This window comes from Legionella sp. PC1000 (genome assembly GCF_014109805.1).
Taxonomy (GTDB): Bacteria; Pseudomonadota; Gammaproteobacteria; order Legionellales; family Legionellaceae; genus Legionella; species Legionella resiliens.
In genome coordinates this window covers 220,699-246,767 of record NZ_CP059400.1, presented here as the reverse complement: position 1 = coordinate 246,767, position 26,069 = coordinate 220,699, and the positions used below count along the sequence as shown (strand labels likewise).

Genomic DNA, 26,069 nt, shown 5'->3' with positions numbered 1-26,069 from the left:
GTAAGAACTGACATGTCACAAATTAACGATCAATTTCACCAAATACTATATCCTGACTCGCTAAAATAGCGACCCCATCAGCAATCATATGTCCTCGAGTCATTGCATCGTAGCTGGACAGATGAGCAAATCCTGGAGCACGAATTTTCAGTCGATAAGGTTTATTAGCACCATCTGAAACCATATAAATACCAAACTCACCTTTTGGTGCCTCAACCGCACTATAGACTTCTCCTCGCGGCACACAAAAACCTTCAGTGAACAATTTGAAGTGATGGATTAATGATTCCATATCTTCTTTCATTTCGACACGACGGGGTGGGGTAACCTTGTGATCATCGAGGCGAACAGGGCCGGGATTCGCTCTGAGCCATTCGATACATTGTCTAATGATGCGATTTGATTGTCTTAGTTCTTCAACGCGAACCAAATAGCGGTCATAACAATCTCCGGTTTTACCTACTGGAATATCGAAATCCACGCGATCATATGCCGCATAACTTTGCTTTTTACGTAAGTCCCATGCGATACCAGAACCACGAAGCATTGGTCCTGTAAACCCCCATTGCAAAGCTTCTTCGGGTGAAACAATACCTATGTCTACAGTACGTTGTTTCCAAATTCTGTTATCGGTTAGCAATGTTTCATATTCATCGACACAACGAGGGAACCGTTCCGTAAATGCCCAGAGAAAATCAAGCAAGCTACCGCTTCGATCTTCATTAAGTTTTTCAACTTCCCGCTCATTATGCCACCTCGATGCCTTATACTTAGGCATCGTATCAGGTAAGTCCCGAGCGACACCACCTGGTCTATAATAGGTAGCATGCATTCGTGCTCCTGATACTGCTTCATAGCAATCAAATAAGTCTTCGCGCTCTCTGAAGCAATATAGAAATACTGTCATCGCACCGATATCCAGGGCTATAGCACCTAACCATAATAAATGGTTCAAAATGCGAGTTACTTCATCAAACATGGTACGAATGTATTGAGCACGAATTGGGGCTTCTATGCCTAAAAGTTTTTCTATTGCGCGCACATAAGCATGCTCATTACACATCATAGACACATAATCGAGTCTATCCATATAACCAATGGATTGAATGTAAGGTTTTGTTTCTGCTAATTTTTCTGTAGCACGATGCAACAAGCCTATATGGGGATCCGCACGAACTATGGTTTCACCTTCAAGCTCAAGAACTAAACGCAAAACTCCGTGCGCGGCAGGATGTTGTGGACCAAAGTTTAAGGTGTAATTCTTTAATTCAATCATTATTCGCCCCTTTTCTCACCAATATACCGGTTATCATTACGAATAACCTTGGGCACTAAAACTCTGGGTTCAATATCTACTGGAGCGTATATGACCTTTTCAAATTTTGCGTCATAGCGCATTTCAACATGACCACTGAGTGGGAAATCTTTACGAAATGGATGTCCAATAAATCCATAATCTGTCAAAATACGTCTTAAATCAGGATGTCCCTCAAATAAAATGCCATATAAATCATAGGCTTCGCGTTCAAACCAATCTGCGCCTTTCCATAAATGATGTACTGAGGGAACAATTAAATGAGACTCATCAACGAACACTTTAACACGTAATCGGCGATTCAATTTCGTAGAAAGTAAATGATATACTACAGCAAAACGAGGTTTATTCAGCGCATAAACTTTAGTATCTTGACGTTCTACCCCGCGAGAAAATCCACTTTCAGTCGCTGAATCAGTTTCCCAATCATATTCACCGTAAAGCAAATAATCCACAGCGCAAAGATCAATAAGCTGATCAAAACAAAATATCTCTAGATCACGTAGCTCCAACATCATTGCTTTTAAATTTGATGCATCACACTCAATGGTTACCTCATCATACGCGACAGTAATATCTTTAATTTGAGTCGCTAGTTCCGTTTTGAGTTGTTCAACCAAATAATCATTTTTTGTCATCTATTTGCACCTTTGATGAGCTTAAGCTTCTAAGATTTTTTTATGCCTGATTTTGTTTTGTAATTGAATAATGCCATACAACAGCGCTTCAGCAGTTGGAGGGCAACCTGGCACATATACATCGACTGGAACAATACGATCACACCCTCGAACTACAGAGTAAGAGTAATGATAATAACCACCCCCATTCGCACAAGAACCCATGGAAACAACCCATCGTGGTTCAGGCATTTGATCGTAAACTTTGCGCAAAGCAGGAGCCATTTTATTGCATAAAGTACCAGCAACTATCATTACATCCGATTGCCGTGGGCTGGGGCGAAAAATAATTCCAAACCGGTCTAAGTCATAGCGTGCTGCACCTACGTGCATCATTTCTACTGCACAACATGCCAATCCAAAAGTCATAGGCCACATAGAACCACTACGTGCCCATCCGAGAAGTTTTTCGACTGAAGTCGTTACAAAGCCACTTTTTTGCAATTCTGCAACCGCCATAGCTAGCCTCTAAGCAGTTAAAATATTAATAAAAAATACCCACTCCTGATTGCTTCCTTCTTTATGAAGTTGCATCAGAAGTGAATTTAATGCCTGTTTACAATTCGTTGGGTTGAGTCGCAAGGCCTTGATTTTCGAACACCGAAGCGAATATACGCTAGTATATGCAACGCATCAGAGTACAGAAAATCGAGTCCTTGCGGTCAAAACAAGAGAATTGTAAAACAAGCTCTACTTCGCACCTGGATTATTCCCAATCTAGTGCGCCTCGTTTCCATTCATAAATAAAGCCAATTACTAATAATCCTAAAAATAACATCATTCCAGCAAAACCAAACCAACCAATTTTGCGCAAAGCTAAAGCCCATGGAAAGAAAAATGCGGTTTCCAAGTCAAAAATAATAAATAATATTGCAACCAGATAAAAGCGAACATCAAATGGAATATGGGAACTCTCAAATGCACCAAATCCACATTCGTAAGGAGCGTTCTTGGCACTATCAGGATTGTGCTTTGAAAGAAGAGAGCCAGCCCCTAACATTGCCAAGCCCAATGCCAATCCGATAATTATGAAAATAAGAACAGGTAAATATTGAGATAGCATTTTTTCACCATTGTACGGATTAAAATGGTGCCGAAGGCCGGACTCGAACCGGCACGGCTTTCGCCACCGCCCCCTCAAGACGGCGTGTCTACCAATTCCACCACTTCGGCAATTCTTTATTATTAATAATTATTCATTCCCAATCTTCTCTATATTCAAGTGCAGAGGAAGATATTTTATTTATTTTTTCTTACCATTATCTACTGGTACTGGAATTGAATTCGCAGGTACACTGTTTTGTTGAGGAATTATTTGCTGATCCGCCTTTTGATATTGAACAGACACCAAATAGGATAACAATAAACTGGTGATGAAAAAGGTCAGCGCCAAACCACCGGTTAGTTTAAATAAAAAACCACCTGTTCCCTGGCTTCCAAATAAGGTATTCGAAGCTCCAGATCCAAAAGCCGCACCAATATCAGCACCTTTACCATGCTGGATAAGGACCAAGCCTATTAAGACTACAGCAACAATTACATGAATCATTAATATCAATTGATACATTTCACAATTTCCACAAACTGTTTCGCGTTCAACGATGCACCGCCAACCAGGCCACCATCTACATCGGGCATGGCAAATAAAGCCCTGGCATTGTTTTCGTTTACACTCCCTCCATAAAGAAGCGGTAAACGCTGAGCATCGCTATGATTTATCTCTGCAATCAGCTTTCTAATAAACTGATGTACTTCCTGTGCCTGTTCTGGTGATGCAGTTTTTCCTGTACCTATTGCCCAGACGGGTTCGTAAGCTATAACACAATCACGAAAACAATTTTTATCGTGTTCACTTACCGCAAGCAGTTGCTTAGCAATTACTTGTTCTGTTTGACCCTTTTCGCGTTCAGCAAGCGTTTCACCGACACAAAGAATCGGTATCATACCATGTTCTTTCACATGGTGGAATTTTTGCGCTACAAAATTTTCATCTTCATGAAGACAATGTCTTCTCTCAGAGTGTCCTACCAAAATATAACGACAGTTAAACTCCTTTAACATAGGTGCAGATATCTCACCAGTGTAGGCACCAAAATCCTTTGGATACACATTCTGGGCGCCTATATTAATTATACTCTCAGCAAGAATATCTCTAACTTGCGGAATATAAATCGCAGGTGGCATTACAATTACGTGCACATTGCCAATAGAATAAAGTAACTCTTTAAGTTCATTACTTAATTGAATTACCTGCTGCAGCTGTCCGTTCATTTTCCAGTTGCCAGCAACTATCTTGTGTCTCATCAGATGCCCCTTCATTTTCAACTGCGGACTATACCCAAACTAATTGCTGATGTGTAGTCCTATTGTGATTTTTTTATCAAATGGTTCAGTTGATATGTCTGATTTATCACTAAATGTTTAAATTCCTCTCAATCTGACTTATATCATCACATAGCTTTTGCGCGTGTCGTTTCACCATAGACTCATCCAGGCCCTCTACCATAACACGTAATAAGGGTTCAGTTCCTGAAGGTCTGAGCAACACTCTTCCTTCTCCATTTAGACTTGATTCTAAAGCCCTCACTATTTCAACTACTTGTGAGTGTTCTGCGAGTAAGGTTGCATAATTGGTTTTTAAATTCACTAAACTTTGTGGTAATAGATTGATGCCCTGAATTAATTGCTGCAGCGTTTTACCCTGCTTAACCATAATTGATAATACTTGTAAGGCAGCAACTATCCCATCACCTGTTGTAGTTTTATCCAAGCAGACGATATGTCCCGAAGTTTCCCCACCTATTTTCCAATCTTTTTCCCGCAAGGCTTCTAAAACATATCGATCGCCTACCCGAGTTCGGACAAAGGGAATGCCTAAACTCTTAATAGCGATTTCCAGCCCATAATTGCTCATCTGGGTACCAACTACACCACCGTTTAGTACGCCTCGCTGATGCCTGTCTTTGGCAATAATATAAAGGATTTGATCTCCATCAATTAAACGACCATCCGAATCAATAAGGATGACACGATCGCCATCACCATCTAGGCCGACACCAATATCTGCTCCAGTACTTATGACCTTTTGTCTTAGCAGTTCGGGAGAGGTTGAGCCACAATCCTCGTTAATATTAAAACCATCAGGACGATTTCCAATGGAAATAACTTGGGCTCCGAGTTCAGAAAATACGTTAGGGGCAATGTGATAGGTCGCACCATTCGCGCAATCAACTACAATTTTCAGCCCCGATAACCGCGTTAATGACGGAATAGTGGATTTACAAAACTCTATATACCGTCCACTTGCATCATTAATTCGTGTTGCCTTCCCTAAATTCTGAGAAGGTACGGTTTGCATTTTCGTTTCCAGTTCAGCTTCAATTGCCAGCTCAACACTATCAGGTAATTTACCTCCTTCAGAGGAAAAAAACTTGATTCCATTATCTTCAAACAGATTATGGGATGCACTGATGACAATCCCTGCATTTGCTCTAAGTGTTTGGGTTAGATAAGCTATAGCTGGTGTCGGCATAGGTCCAAGCAAAGCAACGTCAACACCAGCAGCGGACAGTCCTGCTTCAAGAGCAGATTCCAACATATAACCCGATACCCTTGTATCTTTTCCAATCACTACTTTTTTGCGTTGGCCATTGGCAAGGACTCGACCAACTGCCCAACCCAGTTTCAATACAAATTCAGGGTTAATATTTGATAAACCCACGTGTCCGCGTATACCATCCGTACCAAAATATTTACGTTGACTCATCCTTAACCACCTCTTATCAAGAATTTTTAGCCCGTATGAGCTGATATGTTGGCCTTCTCTATCGTGGCAATCATATGCAACGCTTGATTTGTTTCATCGACATCATGCGTTCTAATGATCCCAGCACCTTTCAGTGCAGCATAAACTGCGACCGCTATACTTCCTATTAAACGCTCATCCACTCCTTTAGCAAGAATTGCTCCAATAGTGCTTTTGCGTGATACCCCTAAAAGCAGAGGCATTTTAAATGTTGCAAAGCTATCAAGATTTTTGACTAAGAGCAAATTATCTTGTACTTGTTTTCCGAATCCAAAGCCCGGATCCAAAATTATATTGTTTCTTTGAATACCGACACGATCACACTCTGTTATGCGCTCTATAAAAAAACGCTTCACTTCAGTAAGCACACCATCTGGATAATATGGGTTTTGTTGCATATTATGGGGTGCTCCTTGCATATGCATCAAACAAACAGGAACGGCTAGTTTTGCAGCCATTTCGAGAGCCCCTTCAGTGCGTAGGGCATAAATATCATTAATTATGTTGGCCCCAGCACCCACAGCAGCTTCCATTACTTCGGGTTTATTTGTATCGATAGAGATACAAATATCTGAACTAATACGAATTTGCTCAATGACAGGAATGACCCGGGTCAATTCTACATCAAGTGGAACATACTGTGCACCTGGTCTGGTAGATTGCCCCCCAACATCGATTAAATCAGCTCCTTGACTTATTAGGTGGAATGCCTGTTCACAAGCCCTATCCGGAGATAAAAATTTACCACCGTCGGAAAAAGAATCCGGAGTGACATTCAAGATGCCCATAATTAATGGTTTTTCTGATAGATTATCTAAAGAAGGTTGGCGTTGACGCTCAAGCCAACCTGAAAATTGCTTTGAATTCACCTGCGTCTCTCACTAATAATCTCAGTGCTCTTCAGCAGGATTTACACTCACTTCATTCTCTGTTGGCTTTTCTGATGAGTTATTTACCACTTCAGCTCCATCCAGAGGTTTTGATGAACCCCAGTCCTCGGGTGGAGAAGGTTCCTTTCCAGACATAATCTCTTGTATTTGCTTGAGATCAATCGTTTCGTATTTAATTAAACTTTGAGCCATTAAATGCAACGTATCCATATTGGAAACCAGAATTTCTTTAGCACGCTTGTAATTCCTGTCAATAATTGCACGCACTTCATCATCAATTTGTTGTGCGGTTCTATCTGACATTTCTTTATGTTTATTCATTGAGCGGCCTAAGAATACTTCCTCTTCTTCTTCACCAAAAGTCAGTGGGCCCAAAGTCGACAGCCCCCACGTGGTAACCATTTTGCGTGCTATTTCAGTAGAACGCATAATGTCATTCGATGCCCCTGTGGTTACACTTTCCGGACCAAAGATAAGCTCTTCTGCGATGCGGCCACCAAATAGACTGGATAATTGACTTTCCAAACGACGTTTACTATGACTGTACCTATCTTGCTCCGGTAGAAACATTGTCACACCAAGAGCGCGGCCCCGCGGAATAATAGAAACTTTATAAACAGGATCATGTTCGGGTACAGATAAACCAACGATCGCATGGCCTGCTTCATGATATGCAGTCAGTTTTTTCTCATTGTCATCCATCACCATAGAGCGTCGTTCAGCTCCCATCATAATTTTATCTTTTGCATTATCCAGTTCTGCCATGCTGACTTTACGTTTGTTTGCACGTGCAGCAAATAAAGCCGCTTCATTCACCAGATTTGCGAGATCTGCTCCAGAAAACCCTGGAGTGCCTCGGGCAATCGCCATAATGTCCACATTGCTATCTACCGGAACTTTTTGCAAATGCACCCTTAATATTTGTTCGCGACCCCGTATATCCGGTAAAGGAACTACAACCTGGCGATCGAAACGACCTGGGCGTAATAGCGCAGGATCCAAAACATCTGGGCGGTTTGTTGCGGCAACAACAATAACCCCCTCACTTCCTTCAAAACCATCCATTTCAACCAGTAATTGGTTTAACGTTTGCTCGCGCTCATCATGACCTCCACCAAGGCCAGCGCCACGATGACGACCTACCGCATCAATTTCATCAATGAAAATAATGCAAGGAGCATGTTTTTTTGCTTGCTCGAACATATCGCGCACACGAGACGCACCCACACCAACAAACATTTCAACAAAATCAGAACCCGAAATTGTGAAGAAAGGTACTTTAGCTTCACCAGCAACAGCTCGAGCTAAAAGGGTTTTACCTGTTCCAGGAGAACCAACTAATAACACACCGCGAGGAATACGTCCGCCCAGATTTTGGAATTTGGTAGGATCGCGTAAAAAGTCAACTAATTCCTTAACTTCCTCTTTAGCCTCATCTACGCCAGCAACATCCGCAAAAGTTACCTTAACTTGATCCTCGCCCAGTAAGCGTGCCCTTGAACGACCAAACGACATGGCACCTCGGCCACCCCCGCCTTGCATCTGACGCATAAAAAATACCCAAACGCCAATTAAAAGCAGCATCGGGAACCAATTAATAAACAAATGGAGGAGGAAACTTTCTTGTTGTTTTTCTTGGCCGCTTACATCGACTTTGCTTTTCAGTAATTCACCTAATAAAGCATTATCTTGCATAGGCATGTAAGTAATAAATCGCTTATTATTTTTAGTCATCCCTTTGATGATCTTATCATCCTCGATGGTGACTGAATTAACCATACCTTGATCGACTTCTTTCAAAAATTGGCTGTAAGAAAGTTTCTCAGCAACCGAGTTTCGAGGGCCGAAATTACTGAAAACCGAAACAAGCACGATCGCTATAATCAGCCATAAAAATAAATTCTTAACCATGTCGTTCAAAGTATTAACCTCGTTAGTGACGTACAGCTGTTATTTTATGATCGAAATTCTTAGATCATAAAGTTACTATAAATTGTATCCCTTTGCCAGCAAATAGGTTTCTTTTGAGCGAGCACGAGAAGCCAAAGGCTTTCGAATCACGACTTTCTCAAAAGAAGATCTCGCTTGCTTTACTAACTCATCAAAACCAGCCCCATGAAAGATTTTAATAAGCATAGAACCTCCAGGCTTTAACATTTTCTCCGCAAAATCAAAGGCCAGCTCAACCAAATACATTGCTCGTGGAATATCAATTGCAGTGGTTCCACTCATATTTGGGGCCATATCTGATAATATCAAGTCGACGCTGTGTTCTGGGATTAGGTTTATGAGCCTTTGCAACACTTCATCTTCCCGGAAATCACCCAGTACATAATCCACATCAGGTATGGTATCCATAGGCAAAATATCCAGTGCAATTATACGTCCGCGGCCTTGTAACCGTTCAGATACATACTGAGTCCATCCCCCTGGAGCTGCGCCCAGATCAACAACAGTCATTCCTGGTTTGAGCAACGACTCTTTCTCATCTACTTCTTTCAATTTGTATACCGCACGACTGCGATAGCCCTCTACTTGTGCTTTTTTAACGAAAACATCATCAAAGTGCTCTTGCAACCATCGTTTGCTGCTTTTAGTACGCTTCATAAATTTATATAGAGTATCAATTTGATCTATGATACTGAATTTTACTACCTTTTCCCAGCAAAACGTGCAATAATTTACCATTTTATCATTCAGTCTCGAAAATCAGTGCATTAGGGTCTGTTTATATTAAGGAACATTACGTGGATACTTCACTCAAAAAATCTCTTAAAGCCCAAGCGCATCATCTGAAACCCGTTGTGCTTCTTGGTGCTAAAGGGTTAACTGAAGCTGTTATTGCAGAAACAGATATCGCATTACTTGCACATGAATTAATAAAAGTAAAAATAAATGGTGCAGAAAAAGAAGACCGACTTATTATGGCTGCTGAGCTATGTGGGCAACTCCATGCTGAACTCGTACAAATGATTGGTAACACAGTGATTATGTATCGTAAAAATGAAGACAAACATAAGTGACAGAACTGCGAGTATTGTATACACTAGACTATATTGTTTAGCAAACATATCCCCTTCAAAAAGCCAATCCCTAAATTAACATTGTAAAGGCGGCAAAATAAGGGGTAATTAAATTAATTATCGTATGGCCTATGATATTAAAATACATTCCAAATGCTTTGACTTTATTGCGGCTCCTGTTAATCGCCCCTTTTCTATTTTATTTATATCGTCATGAGTATGTTATTGCTTTTTATTTATTTATTTTCGCAGGATTGAGTGATGGCTTAGATGGCTTTTTAGCCCGAAGTTTTAACTGGCAAAGTTTTTTTGGCTCTTTTATTGATCCGCTGGCTGATAAATTACTAATCGCTTCCAGCTTCATTTCTCTAGCCTTAATTGGTGTATTACCTTGGTGGCTCGTAATTTTGGTCTTCCTCAGAGATTTAACCATTTCCTTAGGGGTACTTGCCTGGTATCAATTTATTCGTCGTAAGTTGGACTTTCAACCCACGCTGCTCAGTAAAATTAATACGGCATTACAACTGACTCTAGTCACTTTTTGTTTATTTGAATTGGCTTATTTTGAATTTCCTCCCTATCTCCTTAATGTTCTGATCATTTTAACGACGTTTACTACCGCAATTACTTATGTTGATTATATTTGGACCTGGGGCAGAAAAGCATGGCCCAAAAAAGAACACTCATAATGAACAAGCAGTTGGCATTAGCTATAAAATTAAATGATGAAGCAACCCTTGCTGATTTTAATTGGGGAAGTAATAAACTGCTGCAACAGCAATTACATAACATGCTCACACATAGGGAAGACCGATTGCTTTACCTCTGGGGCAATGCTGGCAGTGGTAAAACTCATTTATTACAAGCGTGTTGCCAAGCCGCCCATGCTCATTCCGCAATCTATCTCCCTTTAACACTCCTCAAAGAATGGGGACCGCAAACTATAGAAGGACTGGAAGAGCAAGAATTAATATGTATTGACGATATTGATGTAATCGCAAAAGATCCCTCCTGGGAAGAGGCTTTATTCCATTTATATAATAAAATAAAAGACATGGAAAAAAGTATTTTGATCATTTCGGGAAATCAATCACCAACCACAATCCCTATCCAACTGGCGGACTTGCGCTCTAGATTAAGTTGGGGATTAGTGATTCAGTTGATGGAATTAAATGATGAAGATAAAATTAATACTCTAAAACTCCATGCTTTAAAACGAGGATTTGACTTACCAGAAAGTGTAGGACAATTCTTATTGAATAGATGCTCTCGCAATATGCATGATTTACATAATTTACTCAATCGCTTGGATGATGCCTCTCTTGCAGCGCAGCGAAAAATAACGATCCCGTTTGTAAAAGATACATTGAATATTTAACTTACACATTAAAACCAATTTTTTTATCCTGCATCAATTCTAATGGAAATGCAAAAAAGCCTGTTCTAATCGGAACTATGGATTATAATTTTGCGAAATATCCGCGAGTACCTTGAGCTGTCACGGCTTTATCGTATCGAGTTAAAGCATGAATGTAAGCCGCTTGCCGCATATCTATTTGGTGTTTTTCCATCAACTTCCAAATATTACTGAATTCACGGGATATAATAGTATGTAATTCTTTTTGAACTTTTTCTAAGCTCCAATAATAACCTGATTTATTCTGCACCCACTCAAAATAACTTACGGTTACCCCACCTGCATTGGCTAATATATCGGGCACAATTAATACTTTCTTTTTTTCCAGTATTGTATCTGCTTCCACAGTTATTGGGCCATTAGCAATTTCAATGATGACAGGGGCTTTAATTTTTGCTGCATTCTCTGAAGTAATTTGATTTTGCGCCGCAGCCGGGATAAGTAAATCTACATCAAGTTCCAATAATTCTTCATTGGTGATTTTATCTTCCTGCACCATATCAGAAATAGACTCTTTGCAATAGAGAGACTCCGCTTTGGTAGAGCAGTTTTTAATTTCAATTATGCGCGGTATATCGATGCCTTTATTATTATAAACTCCTCCTTTTGAATCACTTATTGCAGTAATTTTATAGCCATCGTCGTAAAGTAGCTGAGCTATGCTCCTTCCAACATTCCCAAATCCTTGAACAGCAACCTTTACCTTAGAAGGTTTCCATTTTTTCTTTTTTTCAAGAATTTTAATGCAATAATAAGCCCCAAGGCCAGTTGCTCCTTCACGTCCAAGGCATCCTCCCAAGGGAATAGGTTTACCGGTGATTACTGCTGGAACATTTTGGCGAGCAATGGTGGCATACTCATCCATCATCCAGCCCATGATCATCTCATTGGTGTACATATCGGGAGCAGGAATATCTTTGTCTGGACCGATAAAATCCGCTACTAATTCAATATAGCTTCGACTTAACCGTTCCAGCTCCATGCGAGATAATTGTTTTGGATCAACGATTATTCCGCCTTTCGCCCCCCCAAACGGAATATCAACAACAGCGCATTTTATTGTCATCCATAACGCAAGGGTTTTCATCTCATCCAAATTCAATTTCGGATGAAAACGAATACCACCTTTCATAGGACCACGACTGTCGTTATGATGGACTCGATAGGCGGTAAAAATTTTTAACTCCCCATTATCCATGCGAACGGGAAGGGATATTTCCAGACAGGATTTAGGGTGTTTGAGTTTTTCTAAAGCCTCTGCGTCAACATGACAAAATGACGCAGCTTTATCGAGCCTTGAAAGTGCCTTTGAATACATATTCTTATCCTATTACCTATCCAGCCTCAATTAATGAATTTGACGATGTTCTATTGGTGCTTCATCCATGAGTATAGTTGAAAAAACCGTCAGTAAAGCTTTTAAAAATTTCCGCTATTTGTCAAAAAAATTTAATTCACCTGTGAATTGATATAAAGGAAGAATTCATTGCTACAACTCGATTTTTATAAACTTTAACTGGCTATTACCATCGAATTGCCTTTTTCTTACGCTTATTACCGTTCCGGGTGTGAACGCACACTAAATAGAACAACACGTGATAGTATCAAAATTTTCTTCCTCAATTAAAATTGCTGGTAATGGATCTGGGGGGGCCAATGGTTTAAGAAAAGAATAATAATTAGTACTTACTCTAGCACCAATATTGACTCGTTCATGAACTGATTCATTATGTTCCTGTGACTCATGCTCATCAATAAGTTGCTCCGGCTGTGGCTTTTTTTGAGGTACCCTGGCAGCACTGATTACTTTCCCCTCCAAATGGTCTAATTTTTTTTCTTCTTTAATGATTAAATGCTTATCACATAATTTTTTTACACTCTCTTCATTCAAACCAAACCAACTGCTCACTAATTTGTCTAGCACCGGGCGCTCTACATACCAATAAATACTCAATGCCGCTAAACCTACCAAGACACTAAAAATAATTACCGGCCAAAAAGGCGGAATTGCTGAATTAATGATAAGACTTGACATAAAAAGAGCTACTGATTGGCCTGTAAAAAAACCACCCCCAAAGAAAAGTAATGCAGAAAGACCTGAAATCAGAGTTTTAACCGTTTGAATGCTTTCACTATTTAGTGCCTTTTCAAATTGCGTGCTGGCTTTAGTAAGTAATGCAAAGTGTTTTTGCAGCATGGAAATTATAAGCTCCAATTGCTTCAAGTCACTTGAAGACAAATCTGAAAGATAATAATCATCTATTTTCTTTCGAATGGATTTAATCATTTGCAATTGTAACAAGTATGCATCCAATAGCTTATACGCATCACTAAGCTTAATCCCTAGAGCATTCGAAACTCTTACTAAATCGAATCCACAAAAAACAATTACAGAAAGGAATGAAAACGCAAATCCAATGCCTAGAATTATCGAGGAAGGCAAGCTGAAAATACTCAACATAGTCACAATACCATCAAACCCCTGACATGCTGCCACCAAAATACCTGCCATGGTAAGTACTACGAACTTCATTTTTTCCTTCGTATTATTTTCAACTTCTTTAGGCAAGTTGGTATCATCTCCTTGCATAGAAAGGAAAAGATCGCGCAATAGCTCAGTGCGTAAGGAGACAAGAATAAATTCTATTTTTTGCTTTTCTTCCTTTGATGATTTCTCGGAATTTTTTATTAGCTCTTCATCGAGCCAAGACATCAACGTTATAAAATCAGCAGGCAAAGAAATAGAGCGGAGTTCACGTGGATGAACACCGGCGGCTAATAAATATTTCTTTATTAATTTTAGCGAATGCAGACTGATTTCAATATTCATTTTCTCAACTGCTTACAACCGTACTTCATAAAATACGCACGATAGAACCCATTGATATGGACATGGTTTATCCAAGTTATATTAAAACAAACCTCAATTGATAAGCAATTACCAGCTGAGCAATTGAAATATAAATAAATATTTTTTGATTAATATATGACCATACAGTATAATTAATGTGCGAACATTGACTAAGGAAAGCGATCATGAAAAAAATTATTATCGCAGTATTAGTGTTTGTACCTACACTTTTTTTAAGTGGCTGTTATGTTACTGCAGCAGCCCCTAATAGCTATTATTATTCTAGCTATTATCCCTATTCCTACTCAAGTTACTCCTATTATCCAGGTCGTTACTATTCTGGATGGCGTTATGGTGGTTTGGGTTATAGTGGCTTGGGTTATTGGGGTGGTCGTGGTTGGTATGGAGGTTGGCGCGGTGTCGGTTGGGGCGGTGTCGGTTGGCGTGGCGTTGGCTGGCACGGCGGCGGTTGGCATGGCCATTGGAGATAAAAAAGCCAAACTCAATTAACCTAATGATTCAGTTAACCTAAATTCGCCAGTTGAATTTGGGTTAACTAATTTCCAAGATGAGTAAACCACTGAGATTGAACAGTTCTATTCATGTTTTTGCTTTGCCCTAAGAAGCATTTGAACGATGCTCTAATCCCGCCTGGGTCATAAAACATTTAGATACAGAATATTCTGCTTCTTTTGCTTCCTGGTGTAAATCTGTCTTTTTTGTGGCAATATAACGACTTAATCGCGGGGATAATAACCACATCAACACTGCGATAATTAGGGTGACGATACCAATACAGGCAAATACGTAAGTATAAATCATCAAAGATCCGACCCCTGGTTTAATCTGCTCAGGAAGTGCTGTATAGGAAGCTACTGTGGCGCCAATAAACCCGGCTATAGCAGAAGTTAAAAACCACATTCCCATCACAAAACCTGCAATTTGCGCAGGGACCAATTCTGCAACCATTGCCACCCCAAGTGCTGATACCAATAACTCACCAAGGCTTTGAAATAAATAGCTTATAATTAACCACCAGGAAGAAACCATGCCCTGATCTGTATAAAAATAACGAGCAAAAAAGAGCATTAAAAAGCTTATGCCGCACATGGTCATACCTAAAGAAAATTTGTAAGGAATGGAAAATTCGATGCCTTTCCTATGAAGGAAATTATAAAAATAAGCCAAAACAGGGCTCATCAATACTATCCAGATTGGATTTAGCGCCTGGAAGCTTTGTGCATCAATCGTGATTCCAAAGAAAACCGGTATTACATTGTGTACGGCAAATAAATTCAGTGAAGTTGGCATTTGTTGATATAAAGTAAAGAAAATAATTGCTTCCAGCATCAATGCCAAGGCAACCAGCATACGCATTCTGGAGCTTTTGCTTTCTTTACGCGTCATAAATAGATAATAAATAATTACCGAAATGGTAATAAACCAAAATAAGTTTTTAGCAAGCATCACATGCTGTAATAAATAAGAAGCACATTCAGTGAGAAAGAATATTCCAAACAATATCATCAACCACTGAGAGTGCGAGATTTTCCGTTTGTCAGCATCAGTATTAATGTGTGCTACAAATTGGTGTTGCAGCCAATAATTGGCTAAGCCGATGAGCAAGCCGATTGCACTCATCAAATAAGCATAAGAATAACCGTATCGATTCGAAATCGCTGGGCCTGCAAATAATGCAATCATACTGCCCAAATTGATCGCCATATAATACAAAGTAAAACCGCCATGCAAACGAGGATCATTTTCCTCATAACACTTAGCGAGCAAATTCGATGGATTTGCCTTAAATAAACCATTACCGACACAAATTAAACCCAGCGCAAAAAATACATGCTCTTTATCTGTAATCGCTAAAGAAAAATAACCGGTTGCCAAAGTAATAAGGCCAAGAACTATGGTACGTTTGGTACCTAATATCCTATCTCCCAAGTATCCGCCAACAACCACCATACCATAAACTAGAGCTGAATAAGCACCAAATGTATAATAAGAAATTGTGTCGCTGTAACCCAAATAGCGAATAAAAAACAAAGTCAAAATCCCTTGAACTGTATAAAACCCAAACCGCTCCCATAATTCCAACATAAAAATCATGTGAAATGCACGGGGTTGCTCGCGAAGTATATTCACCATGAGTTTTTTTCCTTAAGGGTAAATTTTTAAGTTAAAGGAGTTTTTAATTTTTTGCAATGAGCTTTTTGGACAAAGAAATTAGGATCTGTTACCAATTCGTTAGATTAGGGCCAAGATAATAGAATTGTTATCAACTATTTCAGTTTATGGAATCCATTTTCAGATAATTAATTCATAACAAGTGAACTCTTTTTTATCTCTCTCCCTTTGAATTGGCTTTTCTCGGTGTGAAATATTGAAGTCGTACTCGTTAGCGATAAATCCTCATCTTTTTGGGGGATTCTTTTAAAAAATTCATTTGCATTTTTTTTACTGCCAAAAAAATGTTCTATCATCAAATCGGTTGAAGGCTCTTGATTATGCTCATACGTTTGCTCTGGATCCTCTTCTGAGATGCTCCCATCAGTCCGTGGCCTGAATTTGCTCGCAATCCATCCTCCGAACCGTTGCAGCAACGGCACCGCTAACCGAATTATAAAGTATGCAAGAGAAATAACAGATACTGCAGTTAATATTCCTAAACCAGCCATCGGGAAATATACGGACACAATCAAACCTATCATACCCATTGTGCACAAACTTAAACCAACACCTCTATCCATGACTTGCATAAATTCGGCATTTTTTATTTTCTTGCTTAACTTTAGTTCTTTGGACTTCAGTTTAATTAAATATTCTTTTTGTTCATTAAAACGTTCTTGTAATGAGATAATCTGCTCGTAGTGCAACAGAAGCTGCTGCTCTGTACGCACATCGTCTAAAGTAGTTCTCAATTGAGCTGCTTCGTTTTGACTCTCCTCTATTTGGGATTCGCCACCGGCAATTAATTTTCTAATTGCTCTTCGTTCCTTACTTAATTGATAGCATTCATATAGTGTCTGGCCTAATAAAAATAGACTCAAAACCAATGAGGTTGAAGCTATAGTAAAAGCCATTGCTAATGCTATAGCAGGAACACATATTGAGGTTATTGTCAGTGCTAACACTATTGCAGAAAAAAGCCACCTAGCATTATTACTCCGATTAACAGGAGCTTTTCCATCCAGCAGGTACGCAGTAAGATAAATAAAAGGGATAAGCAAAAAATCTAATGCAGCAAAGATAATTGTTCCAATATTCAATCCATGTGTTAGTGATTCCGTAGGTTTGATGTTATTGAAGGTTCTGACGGAAGATCCAATCTGCATCATTGCCTTACCTGAATCACCCGTAGTTTTGATAATTTGTGATAAAAATAATATTTTTTTTAAGAACTTCTTAGATTTTTTCCTCGTAGAGAGTTCTAAATCATAATCAATTGGACGCTGTATTTCTTCAAGTATTTCAGTTGCCTCGAATAGAGTATTTGCAATCTCAAATTCTCTCACATTGCTCACCGATCGATCATTCTGTGTAAAAGCATATAATATACCACTTTCTTTACACTTTTGGTGAAGATTTTTACAATGCAAACGAGAACTTGCTAATTCAGCATAAATTCAACTATATTTCCACATAGATACTAAATAAATGCGATAAAAATAATCCTTATGTCTAAAAAAGCCCTTTATTTGGCAGGTGGTGGCGCTCGAGGCGCCTACCAAGCTGGTGTTCTGAAAGCAATTGGTCATATTTTGCAAGTTAAAACATTACCCTTTGAAATGGTGAGCGGCGTTAGCGTGGGAAGTATCAATGCAGCAGTACTTGCAGAAAATGCAGATGATTTCCCAACGGCACTTGATAAACTCGAAACCATTTGGAGCGAAATTCATTGTCAACAAGTCTATAAAGCCAGTAACTTTGCATTAAGCAAATCCGTTATGCGTAATATGAGCACAATGATGCTCAAGCAGCGACAGGCAGCTCATCTACTTGATACCACCCCCTTGAAAGAAATGATCGAAAATGGTCTTGATTTCACCAAAATTGCGCTAAATATAAGCAATGGATATCTGAATACACTGGAAATCATCAGTAGTTGTTATGAAACGCGCCAGACTATTTCTTTTTACGAACACAACAATTCCGAATTCACAGACTGGAATTATCCGCGGCACGGCAGCAAACGCGTTCGCTTCGAGGCAGAACATATTTTGGCATCCAGTGCCTTGCCTTTATTTTTTCCAACAGTTTTGCTCGATGGGTTTCATTATGGCGATGGCAGTGTAGGCCTGGCTGCTCCTCTTCGGGGCTCCATTCGTTTTGAAGTCGATAAAATTCTAATTTTAGGAACTCGAGCATTACCTACATTTGTAGACCAAGAAAATTTACGTAATCATGATGACATTCCCTTTTCTCATATTTTTGGGAACATGTTAAATGCGCTTTTTTTGGACAATCTTGATCGCGATATTGAAATGGTCAATCGAATGAACGAAATTGCTATGCTTCTGTCGATATGGAAAAAACGCCGCTCACCATGGCGTCCCATTACTACGTTACATTTACGTCCCAGCAAGGACTTGGCTCCTTTGGCTCAAATACATTTTAAAGCCTTGCCTACACTGCTTCGATACCTCCTCAATTTTTTGGGGGAAAAAAAGCATTCAGGCGATCTTTTAAGTTTTGTCCTTTTCGAACGTGACTATACTAGAGAATTATTTGAGCTTGGTTTTCAAGATACGATTAATAATGCCAAGGAAGTTACGGCTTTTTTTGAATAATTTTTGTAGTCAGCAAATTATCGGACAGCAGACGCTCTGGCAGCTAATATGATACCATTCATCAGAGCATGATCCCCCTGGAAACAATTCAGGGTCAAGTTTTTAGATAATGTTCGAGTTGTTCGGCTGACATCGGTTTATTAAAATAAAACCCTTGGAATTTATGGCAATTATGTGATTCTAAATATTTCACTTGACTGGAGGTTTCAACGCCTTCAACAACTACATCCAAGTGTAACTTATCCGCCATATCAATAATTGCTTGCAGAATCACTTCATCTGATCGGTTAAAATTAATATTCTTTATAAATGATTGATCAATTTTTAATTGATCAATCGGGAGTTTATTCAGATAATTAAACCCTGAATTACCTACACCAAAATCATCAAGTACAATACTCACACCGAGTTTCTTCAATTCATGAATTGATTCAATCACATTTGCTGCATTGATAATGACATTTTCAGTGACTTCTACTTTCAGATATTTAGGATCCAGTTTGCTGGTTTTTAATATATCTTTAATCATGGTAACAAAATTAGGTTGTATGAATTGTTTTGTGGCAATATTTACTGAAATAGGAAAGGGTTTAATTCCTTTATCTTGCCAAGCTTTGTTTTGAGAGCAAGCAGTTTTAATAACCCATTCTCCTATCGGTACAATAAGCCCCGTTTCTTCCGCAACGGGTATAAAATCCATAGGTAATACAATGCCCTTTTTTGGATGTCTCCAACGAATCAGAGCTTCAACTCCAATTAGCTTCTGACTCTTATTGTCGTATTGTGGTTGATACTCTAAAAAAAACTCATTTTCAATTAGTCCACGTCGAAGGTCGGATTCGTTTTCCAAACGGACGATGCATTTTTCTTGTAATTCAGGTGTATATAATTGAAATTGGTTGCCGCCTAAAGCCTTTGCCCGATACATCGCTAGATCAGCATTATGTAAAAGTTCTTCAACAGTCGTGCCATCTTGGGGATAAATACTGATCCCGAGGCTTGCAGAAATGATAATATCTCGCTGGCCAATATGTAGATTTTTATTGATTGTATCTAAAATTTTTTTTGCAATATGCGCCACATGTTCAATTTCATGTACTTCTGCTGAAACAGAAATACAAATAAATTCATCGCCACTTAAACGTGCAATGATGTCCTCTTCTCTCGTAACCTCAGACAGGCGCTTAGCTATTTGTTTCAGTAACATATCACCTGACTCATGATTAAAACTGTCGTTGATTAGCTTGAATCGATCAAGATCGATAAAAATCACAGCAAACATTGAGTTATGTCTCTTCGCCCGCGAAATTTCCTGCTTAATTCTATCCACGAGCAAAGATCGATTCGGTAAGTTGGTCAAGCTGTCATGAGTTGATTGATATTCAAGTACAGTTAATGTTTTTTGTAAGGAGTCTGTACGTTCTTCAACCGTTTTTTCCAAAATTTCTTCACGATTTTTTGATTCTTGCATTAATCGCCATTTTTTGGTTAAAGAACAAGCTAATTGTCGTACAGAAATACTATCAAAAGGTTTTTTGAGAATTAATAAATTGTCACTTAACCCTAATTCTTCTACAGTTTCCTCCCAAGTATAATCGGAGTATGCAGTGCAAATTACAATCTGTATTTCCTGATCTAAGGCCCAAATGCGTTTAATGGTTTCAACCCCATCTAATCCAGGAGGCATGCGAATATCAACAAAAGCCAAGGCATAAGGAGCCCCCTCCTCTAAAGCCTGTTGAATATATTGAACCCCTTCCTCTCCTTGAGAAACACAGTCTATTTGAAAGCCAGGAAAATCGATTTCATCAGACTCCGATTTTTCCAAATCCTCTTCCAACTTATCCCCAAAAACCAGTTGGTTGAGTTTGTTAAGTCCCGAAGTTGATTCTCTCATTTTTAAGATTTTTTGAAAGTCAAGATGAATAGCGGGATTATCATCAATGATTAAGATCTTAAAATCGTTTTGTTTATCCATAACTATGCTCCTCTCATCTTTTCAGAAAACTTGCTTTGCGATTAGGTAAATAAATGGTAAAAGTAGCCCCTTTTTCAAGGCCTTCACTGTACGCATGAATTTCCCCCCCCAACTCATTGATAGCAAGAGCAGAGGCATGAAGACCGAATCCATGACCCGACTTTTTAGTTGTAAAACCAAAAATAAAAATTTTATCTAAATTAGTTTTTGAAATACCAATGCCATTATCAGAGAAATGGATTTCAATTTTGTCTTTATTATTTGCCAATCCTGTTTTAATAATTAGCGTTTTATTTGGATTTGTCGATTCAAGTAAAGCGTCCTTTGCATTAGACATGAGATTACCTAAGACCTGGAACAATTTAATCTTATCAACCATAATGGGCTTGATGTCCCCATATTCTTTCATAACCTTAATTTCATTTTTTAGGTAAATGCCTGATAAGAGAAGAGTCTCATCAATCAGATCACTAATGGAAATAATCTGCTCAAAATCATTCACTTTAATCACATTTTGCTGGGTGGATATGATGCTTTTGATAAGTCCTACATTTTTAGAAATTTCTTCTAATTCGCTGACCTCCAGCTCATGTTCCTTGCTCCAACACCGAGCTAATTCGTTAATATACGCTGCAACATGAATGCCATGCGGATCTTTGGTAAGAAATTGCGCTAAATCGTCTTTATGGGTATTAAATAGATCTGCTAATTTTTTTATTTCTTTTAAGGGTGAAGTTTTCTGACATGCAATTATTGTCTCAACTGAAATATTAACCGAATTAAGAACATTCCCCACATTATGCAAAACTGACGCAGCAATTTCCGCCATACCTAATTCACGTGCTTTTTCAAATTGATGCTGATTTTTAGCTTCTTTATACGAAGACGCTAAAAAAGCAATGCCTAAGATCACCATCGTTACCCCAGCAATTATAATTGCCAAGAAAGTTTGATTAAGCCCTTGATAATTATTTATATTGATGGGAGTACATAGAGGAGTAAACACTGATGCGGCCATGCCAGTATAGTGCATCCCACAAATCGCCAACCCCATCGTTATTGCCGATAAACTTTTAATCTTGTTTCTTAATTTTAAGATGACCGTATTGCTTTTCAAAGCAAACCAAATCGCTGCTTCTGAAGCAAGAATTGCTACGAGAATCGATAGTAAAAATAAGCTAGGCAGGTAAGCAATATTTAAGGAAATAAGCATTGCGGTCATGCCAGTATAATGCATGGAAGCAATTGCTAATCCTAAAATTAACCCTCCCGCAATAAGATGAATTATATTAATTATTGATTTTTTTAATAAGAATAAGGCAAAACCAGAAGCAAAAATGGCAACAACAAGTGAAAGAATAGTCCATAACAAATCATATTCTAAAACAAGGCCTGGAATTGTGAATGAGAGCATCCCTATAAAATGCATAGACCAAATTCCTGAGCCCATCGCTATGGCGCCACCCAGTAACCAAAGCCTGGCATCTTTTTTTGTATTATTGTGATCTCTTAAGCGTCCAGTTAAATCAAGAGCAATATAAGAAGCCATCACCGCCACTAAAAAAGAGAGGACGACTAATTTGGAATCATAAATTCCTATTAATTGATTCGTTGGTAAGGCATCCACTTGAAAGAAGCCAGTATACATTTCCCTTGATACTCTTTATATTTTGTTTAAGTGTAGCACGGCATTTACATTAAATAGTGAACAACCTGAATAAAATTACCTCAATAATCTTTTTTTATTTAATTCTCGCAGCGATTCTCATTGCGTACATTGTTTTTTATCGCAGTTCGGTTCAGCTCGAAAGTGGAATTTATGTCAATCAACCTCAAGCCATCACACATTTTGAACTGATTGATAATCATGGGAATTTATTTACAGAAACAAATTTAAAAGGTCATTGGTCTTTGCTATTTTTTGGCTTTAGTTCGTGTCCAATGATTTGTCCACTGACTATGCAAACGCTGAATCAAGCTTATGAAAGCCTCGTTAAAACAAAAAGACCACAAATTATTTTCATTTCGGTTGATCCTGAGCATGATTCCTTGCCGAGATTAAATCAATTTATCCATCAATTTAACCCGCATTTTATAGCGCTTAGAGGCGAAATGTCGGCAATAAATGCCTTACAAAAACAGTTGCATATTACAGTCTCAACCGCACCGATGAGTCACGGAACAGAAATTTTGTTCATTAATCCAGAAGCAAAGGTACAAGCTTATTTTTATCATCCTCTTCAAGTAAAAACTTTAGTATCGGATTTGAATCAATTAATTAATTAATTTAAGTGATTTTTATGGAACGGGACTTACCAAAATCAATGCTTCCTCAGCATGCTATGCTGATGCACGCAAAAATGTCAGTATCTCTTGCGTTTCAGGCATCATGCCATGCCAAATAAAAAAAGCCTCAGCAGCTTGTTCCACCAACATTCCTAAGCCATCTACTGCCTCACAATCTAATTCTCTAGCATATTGGACAAAAGCTGTTATGCCGTTTTGCTTATAAGATAAATCATAACAAAATGGCTTTGCTGCCATACATGCTGCGGGTAACGCAACAAACTCCCCTGCCAAACTGGCAGAGGTCGCATTAATTACGATATCAAACTGCCCCTCAATCTCATTCAGGCTTAAACATCGAGTTTGCGGGAAAGCACGTTGAAACTCCTCCGCTTTGGCTGGAGTACGATTCGCGATAATCAGTTCTGCAGGATGATTTTCCAATAAGGGATAAACTATACCGCGTGCGGCTCCCCCAGCACCTAAGATTAATACACGCTTACCTTTTACAAAGATATGTCGATGCAAATCACGAATTAACCCAACACCATCGGTATTGTCAGCATGTAATTGATTTGCTTGCATCCATAACGTATTTGCAGCCCCAGCTTTTTTACACCGTGCACTATGCTGTTGCGCCATCGTAAATGCTCGCTGCTTGAACGGTAAAGTAACATTCATTCCCTTACCATCTTGAGAAAAAAAATCAGATACTTGTTTCTCAAAGGATGAATTATCTGCCTTAATTTTTTCGTAAGTCAGTCGCACATTCATTTGTTTGGCAAAACACTGATGAATTACAGGAGATAAACTATGGACAATGGGATTACCAATAACTGCAAAACGCTGAGACACCTTACTCTCCTATTTGGGTTAATTGGTTGCTTTGTTGCCAACATCAGTACAGCAAAAAGTCTGTCAATTAACGGTTATCTTAAATTAAAACCAGAAAACCACATCCAAACCCTTATCAAAGAGTTTAATCAACATCTGGCGGAACAAAGAATATTTACTACGTATCCGATTATACCTTAAATAAGCCCTCACCCTCTTCATATTACCTTGTATCTGACACACCATAACTCACAACCCATTCCTGCCATTATCAGAAAAACAAGAGAATTGGCGAAGCAACAGCAACCAATACACCTTCGTACATCGAAATTTATTCCTAACCCCAATGGTTATGTAATGTTAGCCCTAGCCCATAATAAAAAAATATATTGATTAAGCAAGAAGACATTAAATAAATTAGCACACTTAAGGTATCCCAAAGGGATTCCGTACGTCTCGGACCTAGAAAGCCAGATGAATTGTTAGTGTACCTTAAATTTTTTCTTGAAAAAAACGTACCTCTCTACAAATAATTAAGTAACTGAGCTTTTTTGTCCCTCAATATTTCACTGATACAAAAGAGCATAACAAGTTACTCTTATTTGAGTTAAGGGAAAATTCAATGAGCGACTTTTCCGAAAATGAAAAAAATATCCTAAGAAACAGCCCATTATTAAATCATTTATCTGAAGAAAACTATCAAGCATTCATAGCAATTTCATCGCGATCTACCTTCGTAAAAGGTGATATTTTGCTCAAGGAAGGGGAACTAAATGATGATTTTTATATTATTGTTTCAGGATCGGTTGGACTCTATAAAAAAGAAAATGAAAATGCCGTCCCTGAATTGATCGATACCCTGGGCCCGGGTGAAACACTTGATGAAATGAGGGTCATTCAAAACCGCACGTGCGCGCTGACTGTGATCGCAACTGAAGCCACCGTTGTATTACAAACCTCTATAAGCCGATTACATGCATTGGAAAATCATCAATGTCATGATGCTATCGTGGAATCAGTAATAAAAATAATAAGCGACCGCTTGTTTCACAGTAACGAAACCATTTTAAATAAAATACGAGAAAAAAAGAGGAAAAATAAACAATTTATTTGCATCCTCTTTGGTATGCTCGTCCTTGTCGTTTTCTTATGTGAAGTAGGTTTGGGGCTTTATTACACTTTAAACCCCACTGATTTTTGCAATAATTTAAGTTCGCTTCCCGCTGAAAATACTAAAGTCGCACTTTAATAATGAGATCTAGATGCAACCAAGTCCTATTGGCCTGGGCGAAAACATAACCTAGGTTCCGTGAACCAATTTTTTTAATTACTTGAAAAGTAGGCAGTTTTTATAGTGAAATTCGATTGCGATCGTTAACAACACTAATGGAACTGCCTACATGTATAATAATATATCAGAACGAGTCTGGGATACAATTTATTCTTTTCTGCAAGGAGTAAAAGGATTGCACATTAAGAATAATGAGAAGACAAGATGCTTTGTGGAAGGAGTCTGGTATGTATTACGTACAGGCTGTCAATGGCGCCTGCTCCCGCCCTATTACGGACATTGGCGTAAAATTCACAAGCGATATAAAATGTGGTCAGATCGCGGCATTTGGACTGGCTTAATGTCTTCAGTTAGCGATGTTGATGATCAAGCCGTCATGATTGATGCCACCATAGTGCGCGCGCATGCGTGTGCATCTGGTTACGACAAGGAAGGGAATGATGCTCAGGCATTGGGGCGCAGTAAAGGAGGTTTTACCACTAAAATTCACGCTTTGGTGGATGGACTGGGGAATCCGATTAAGTTTATCCTGACCGGGGGACATCGAAACGATATTACTCAAGCAGCAGAGCTATTGAAGGAGCAGCGTGACACGATAGTTCTTGCAGATAAAGGATATGATTCACAGGCACTTGTTGACACACTGGAGAGTCAAGGCTGTATTGCAACCATTCCGTCAAAAAAGAATGCGAAGAACCCAAGAAAAATCGATAAAGAGCAGTACAAAGAGCGGTTTTTAGTTGAAGCTTTTTTCTCCAAAATCAAACACTTTCGGCGTGTTTTTTCTCGTTTTGATAAAACAACGACCGCTTTTTCCGGGTTCTTACATTTGGCCGGAGCGCTTATATGGATGCGCTAGAAAATTGGTTCACGGAACCTAGGGATAATGAAGTTATTTATATCGAG

25 protein-coding genes and 1 tRNA gene are annotated in these 26,069 nt (G+C 38.8%); 8 read left to right on the top strand and 18 right to left on the bottom strand.

Features of this window, described 5'->3' with window-relative positions; all coding sequences use genetic code 11:
• Window positions 1-22 precede the first annotated feature (22 nt).
• From FOLKNPGA_RS01105 to rlmE, 11 genes are all read right to left on the bottom strand, one after another.
• Complete coding sequence (locus FOLKNPGA_RS01105) at window positions 23-1,276, bottom strand: NADH-quinone oxidoreductase subunit D (RefSeq protein WP_182351362.1); 1,254 nt, start codon at window positions 1,274-1,276, stop codon at window positions 23-25.
• Window positions 1,276-1,953 carry an NADH-quinone oxidoreductase subunit C gene (locus FOLKNPGA_RS01100; protein WP_182351361.1) on the bottom strand — a complete coding sequence of 226 codons (678 nt, stop codon included), beginning with the start codon at window positions 1,951-1,953 and terminating at the stop codon, window positions 1,276-1,278. Before FOLKNPGA_RS01100 ends, FOLKNPGA_RS01105 begins: the two co-directional genes overlap by 1 nt.
• Before the next feature lie 21 nt (window positions 1,954-1,974).
• Complete coding sequence (locus FOLKNPGA_RS01095) at window positions 1,975-2,451, bottom strand: NADH-quinone oxidoreductase subunit B family protein (protein ID WP_182351360.1); 477 nt, start codon at window positions 2,449-2,451, stop codon at window positions 1,975-1,977.
• Window positions 2,452-2,698: 247 nt separating this feature from the next.
• Complete coding sequence (locus FOLKNPGA_RS01090) at window positions 2,699-3,055, bottom strand: NADH-quinone oxidoreductase subunit A (protein WP_058516495.1); 357 nt, start codon at window positions 3,053-3,055, stop codon at window positions 2,699-2,701.
• A 25-nt stretch (window positions 3,056-3,080) separates the two neighbouring features.
• Window positions 3,081-3,165: transfer RNA gene (locus FOLKNPGA_RS01085), tRNA-Leu, on the bottom strand.
• Between the two features lie 70 nt (window positions 3,166-3,235).
• Window positions 3,236-3,559 (bottom strand): preprotein translocase subunit SecG, encoded by a 324-nt coding sequence (gene secG, locus FOLKNPGA_RS01080; RefSeq protein WP_182351359.1) that lies wholly within the window; start codon window positions 3,557-3,559, stop codon window positions 3,236-3,238.
• The gene (gene tpiA, locus FOLKNPGA_RS01075; RefSeq protein ID WP_182351358.1) at window positions 3,547-4,296 is read right to left on the bottom strand and encodes a triose-phosphate isomerase; all 750 of its coding nucleotides are present in this window, start codon (window positions 4,294-4,296) and stop codon (window positions 3,547-3,549) included. Before tpiA ends, secG begins: the two co-directional genes overlap by 13 nt.
• A 109-nt stretch (window positions 4,297-4,405) precedes the next feature.
• A complete protein-coding gene (gene glmM, locus FOLKNPGA_RS01070; protein ID WP_182351357.1) occupies window positions 4,406-5,758 on the bottom strand; it encodes a phosphoglucosamine mutase in 1,353 nt (450 codons plus the stop codon).
• A 26-nt stretch (window positions 5,759-5,784) separates the two neighbouring features.
• On the bottom strand, window positions 5,785-6,666 hold the full coding sequence (gene folP / locus FOLKNPGA_RS01065; RefSeq protein WP_182351356.1) for a dihydropteroate synthase: 882 nt from the start codon (window positions 6,664-6,666) through the stop codon (window positions 5,785-5,787).
• 21 nt (window positions 6,667-6,687) lie between these two features.
• A complete protein-coding gene (gene ftsH / locus FOLKNPGA_RS01060; protein ID WP_182351355.1) occupies window positions 6,688-8,598 on the bottom strand; it encodes an ATP-dependent zinc metalloprotease FtsH in 1,911 nt (636 codons plus the stop codon).
• Window positions 8,599-8,673: 75 nt separating this feature from the next.
• Window positions 8,674-9,294, bottom strand: coding sequence for a 23S rRNA (uridine(2552)-2'-O)-methyltransferase RlmE (gene rlmE / locus FOLKNPGA_RS01055; RefSeq protein ID WP_182351354.1), 621 nt, complete (start codon window positions 9,292-9,294; stop codon window positions 8,674-8,676).
• A 140-nt stretch (window positions 9,295-9,434) separates the two neighbouring features.
• On the opposite strand from rlmE, the gene yhbY reads away from it, so the two are divergent.
• The 3 genes from yhbY (at window position 9,435) to hda (ending at window position 11,088) form a co-directional block, all read left to right on the top strand.
• Complete coding sequence (yhbY, locus tag FOLKNPGA_RS01050; protein WP_182351353.1) at window positions 9,435-9,710, top strand: ribosome assembly RNA-binding protein YhbY; 276 nt, start codon at window positions 9,435-9,437, stop codon at window positions 9,708-9,710.
• 131 nt (window positions 9,711-9,841) lie between these two features.
• Window positions 9,842-10,399 (top strand): CDP-alcohol phosphatidyltransferase family protein, encoded by a 558-nt coding sequence (locus FOLKNPGA_RS01045; RefSeq protein ID WP_182351352.1) that lies wholly within the window; start codon window positions 9,842-9,844, stop codon window positions 10,397-10,399.
• Window positions 10,399-11,088, top strand: a complete 690-nt coding sequence (hda, locus tag FOLKNPGA_RS01040) for a DnaA regulatory inactivator Hda (protein WP_182352715.1) — start codon at window positions 10,399-10,401, stop codon at window positions 11,086-11,088. The genes FOLKNPGA_RS01045 and hda overlap by 1 nt, the downstream gene beginning before the upstream one ends.
• Before the next feature lie 82 nt (window positions 11,089-11,170).
• Here the strand turns inward: hda and FOLKNPGA_RS01035 are convergent, their stop codons facing one another.
• Window positions 11,171-12,445 (bottom strand): Glu/Leu/Phe/Val dehydrogenase, encoded by a 1,275-nt coding sequence (locus FOLKNPGA_RS01035; RefSeq protein ID WP_182351351.1) that lies wholly within the window; start codon window positions 12,443-12,445, stop codon window positions 11,171-11,173.
• Between the two features lie 261 nt (window positions 12,446-12,706).
• Window positions 12,707-13,957 (bottom strand): hypothetical protein, encoded by a 1,251-nt coding sequence (locus tag FOLKNPGA_RS01030; protein ID WP_182351350.1) that lies wholly within the window; start codon window positions 13,955-13,957, stop codon window positions 12,707-12,709.
• 206 nt (window positions 13,958-14,163) lie between these two features.
• Here FOLKNPGA_RS01030 and FOLKNPGA_RS01025 point away from each other — a divergent pair, with 206 nt between their 5' ends.
• Window positions 14,164-14,469 (top strand): hypothetical protein, encoded by a 306-nt coding sequence (locus FOLKNPGA_RS01025; RefSeq protein WP_182351349.1) that lies wholly within the window; start codon window positions 14,164-14,166, stop codon window positions 14,467-14,469.
• Between the two features lie 127 nt (window positions 14,470-14,596).
• On the opposite strand, the gene FOLKNPGA_RS01020 is transcribed toward FOLKNPGA_RS01025, so the two are convergent.
• Both FOLKNPGA_RS01020 and FOLKNPGA_RS01015 read right to left on the bottom strand, forming a co-directional pair.
• The gene (locus FOLKNPGA_RS01020) at window positions 14,597-16,132 is read right to left on the bottom strand and encodes an oligopeptide:H+ symporter (protein WP_182351348.1); all 1,536 of its coding nucleotides are present in this window, start codon (window positions 16,130-16,132) and stop codon (window positions 14,597-14,599) included.
• Window positions 16,133-16,299: 167 nt separating this feature from the next.
• Entirely contained in the window at window positions 16,300-17,508 is a 1,209-nt protein-coding gene (locus FOLKNPGA_RS01015) for a hypothetical protein (protein WP_182351347.1), read from the bottom strand.
• A gap of 153 nt (window positions 17,509-17,661) precedes the next feature.
• Between FOLKNPGA_RS01015 and FOLKNPGA_RS01010 the strand changes: the two genes are divergently transcribed.
• Window positions 17,662-18,774, top strand: coding sequence for a patatin-like phospholipase family protein (locus FOLKNPGA_RS01010; protein WP_182351346.1), 1,113 nt, complete (start codon window positions 17,662-17,664; stop codon window positions 18,772-18,774).
• A 94-nt stretch (window positions 18,775-18,868) separates the two neighbouring features.
• Here FOLKNPGA_RS01010 and FOLKNPGA_RS01005 read toward each other — a convergent pair whose 3' ends face one another.
• Both FOLKNPGA_RS01005 and FOLKNPGA_RS01000 read right to left on the bottom strand, forming a co-directional pair.
• Window positions 18,869-20,752: an EAL domain-containing protein gene (locus FOLKNPGA_RS01005; RefSeq protein WP_220471045.1), complete on the bottom strand. Its 1,884-nt coding sequence runs from the start codon at window positions 20,750-20,752 to the stop codon at window positions 18,869-18,871.
• A gap of 13 nt (window positions 20,753-20,765) precedes the next feature.
• Window positions 20,766-22,400, bottom strand: coding sequence for an MHYT domain-containing protein (locus tag FOLKNPGA_RS01000; protein ID WP_182351345.1), 1,635 nt, complete (start codon window positions 22,398-22,400; stop codon window positions 20,766-20,768).
• Between the two features lie 56 nt (window positions 22,401-22,456).
• Here FOLKNPGA_RS01000 and FOLKNPGA_RS00995 point away from each other — a divergent pair, with 56 nt between their 5' ends.
• Window positions 22,457-23,038, top strand: coding sequence for an SCO family protein (locus FOLKNPGA_RS00995; protein WP_182351344.1), 582 nt, complete (start codon window positions 22,457-22,459; stop codon window positions 23,036-23,038).
• Window positions 23,039-23,092: 54 nt separating this feature from the next.
• Here FOLKNPGA_RS00995 and aroE read toward each other — a convergent pair whose 3' ends face one another.
• The gene (gene aroE, locus FOLKNPGA_RS00990; RefSeq protein WP_182351343.1) at window positions 23,093-23,893 is read right to left on the bottom strand and encodes a shikimate dehydrogenase; all 801 of its coding nucleotides are present in this window, start codon (window positions 23,891-23,893) and stop codon (window positions 23,093-23,095) included.
• A 601-nt stretch (window positions 23,894-24,494) separates the two neighbouring features.
• On the opposite strand from aroE, the gene FOLKNPGA_RS00985 reads away from it, so the two are divergent.
• Together FOLKNPGA_RS00985 and FOLKNPGA_RS00980 are read left to right on the top strand one after the other, a co-directional pair.
• Entirely contained in the window at window positions 24,495-25,121 is a 627-nt protein-coding gene (locus tag FOLKNPGA_RS00985; protein WP_182351342.1) for a Crp/Fnr family transcriptional regulator, read from the top strand.
• A 151-nt stretch (window positions 25,122-25,272) separates the two neighbouring features.
• The gene (locus FOLKNPGA_RS00980; protein ID WP_058441825.1) at window positions 25,273-26,022 is read left to right on the top strand and encodes an IS5 family transposase; all 750 of its coding nucleotides are present in this window, start codon (window positions 25,273-25,275) and stop codon (window positions 26,020-26,022) included.
• Window positions 26,023-26,069 lie beyond the last annotated feature (47 nt).

Excerpts from the sequence above, each read along its gene's own strand:
- FOLKNPGA_RS01025 (WP_182351349.1), top strand. The coding sequence starts at position 14,164 with ATGAAAAAAATTATTATCGCAGTATTAGTGTTTGTACCTACACTTTTT.
- FOLKNPGA_RS01105 (WP_182351362.1), bottom strand. The coding sequence starts at position 1,276 with ATGATTGAATTAAAGAATTACACCTTAAACTTTGGTCCACAACATCCT.
- FOLKNPGA_RS01030 (WP_182351350.1), bottom strand. The coding sequence starts at position 13,957 with ATGAATATTGAAATCAGTCTGCATTCGCTAAAATTAATAAAGAAATAT.
- FOLKNPGA_RS01005 (WP_220471045.1), bottom strand. The coding sequence starts at position 20,752 with ATGGATAAACAAAACGATTTTAAGATCTTAATCATTGATGATAATCCC.
- FOLKNPGA_RS00980 (WP_058441825.1), top strand. The coding sequence starts at position 25,273 with ATGTATAATAATATATCAGAACGAGTCTGGGATACAATTTATTCTTTT.
- tpiA (WP_182351358.1), bottom strand. The coding sequence starts at position 4,296 with ATGAGACACAAGATAGTTGCTGGCAACTGGAAAATGAACGGACAGCTG.
- FOLKNPGA_RS01100 (WP_182351361.1), bottom strand. The coding sequence starts at position 1,953 with ATGACAAAAAATGATTATTTGGTTGAACAACTCAAAACGGAACTAGCG.
- rlmE (WP_182351354.1), bottom strand. The coding sequence starts at position 9,294 with ATGAAGCGTACTAAAAGCAGCAAACGATGGTTGCAAGAGCACTTTGAT.
- FOLKNPGA_RS00985 (WP_182351342.1), top strand. The coding sequence starts at position 24,495 with ATGAGCGACTTTTCCGAAAATGAAAAAAATATCCTAAGAAACAGCCCA.
- FOLKNPGA_RS01090 (WP_058516495.1), bottom strand. The coding sequence starts at position 3,055 with ATGCTATCTCAATATTTACCTGTTCTTATTTTCATAATTATCGGATTG.
- secG (WP_182351359.1), bottom strand. The coding sequence starts at position 3,559 with ATGTATCAATTGATATTAATGATTCATGTAATTGTTGCTGTAGTCTTA.
- ftsH (WP_182351355.1), bottom strand. The coding sequence starts at position 8,598 with ATGGTTAAGAATTTATTTTTATGGCTGATTATAGCGATCGTGCTTGTT.
- FOLKNPGA_RS01010 (WP_182351346.1), top strand. The coding sequence starts at position 17,662 with ATGTCTAAAAAAGCCCTTTATTTGGCAGGTGGTGGCGCTCGAGGCGCC.
- glmM (WP_182351357.1), bottom strand. The coding sequence starts at position 5,758 with ATGAGTCAACGTAAATATTTTGGTACGGATGGTATACGCGGACACGTG.
- FOLKNPGA_RS01045 (WP_182351352.1), top strand. The coding sequence starts at position 9,842 with ATGATATTAAAATACATTCCAAATGCTTTGACTTTATTGCGGCTCCTG.
- FOLKNPGA_RS01020 (WP_182351348.1), bottom strand. The coding sequence starts at position 16,132 with ATGGTGAATATACTTCGCGAGCAACCCCGTGCATTTCACATGATTTTT.
- hda (WP_182352715.1), top strand. The coding sequence starts at position 10,399 with ATGAACAAGCAGTTGGCATTAGCTATAAAATTAAATGATGAAGCAACC.
- FOLKNPGA_RS01095 (WP_182351360.1), bottom strand. The coding sequence starts at position 2,451 with ATGGCGGTTGCAGAATTGCAAAAAAGTGGCTTTGTAACGACTTCAGTC.
- FOLKNPGA_RS01000 (WP_182351345.1), bottom strand. The coding sequence starts at position 22,400 with ATGTATACTGGCTTCTTTCAAGTGGATGCCTTACCAACGAATCAATTA.
- FOLKNPGA_RS01035 (WP_182351351.1), bottom strand. The coding sequence starts at position 12,445 with ATGTATTCAAAGGCACTTTCAAGGCTCGATAAAGCTGCGTCATTTTGT.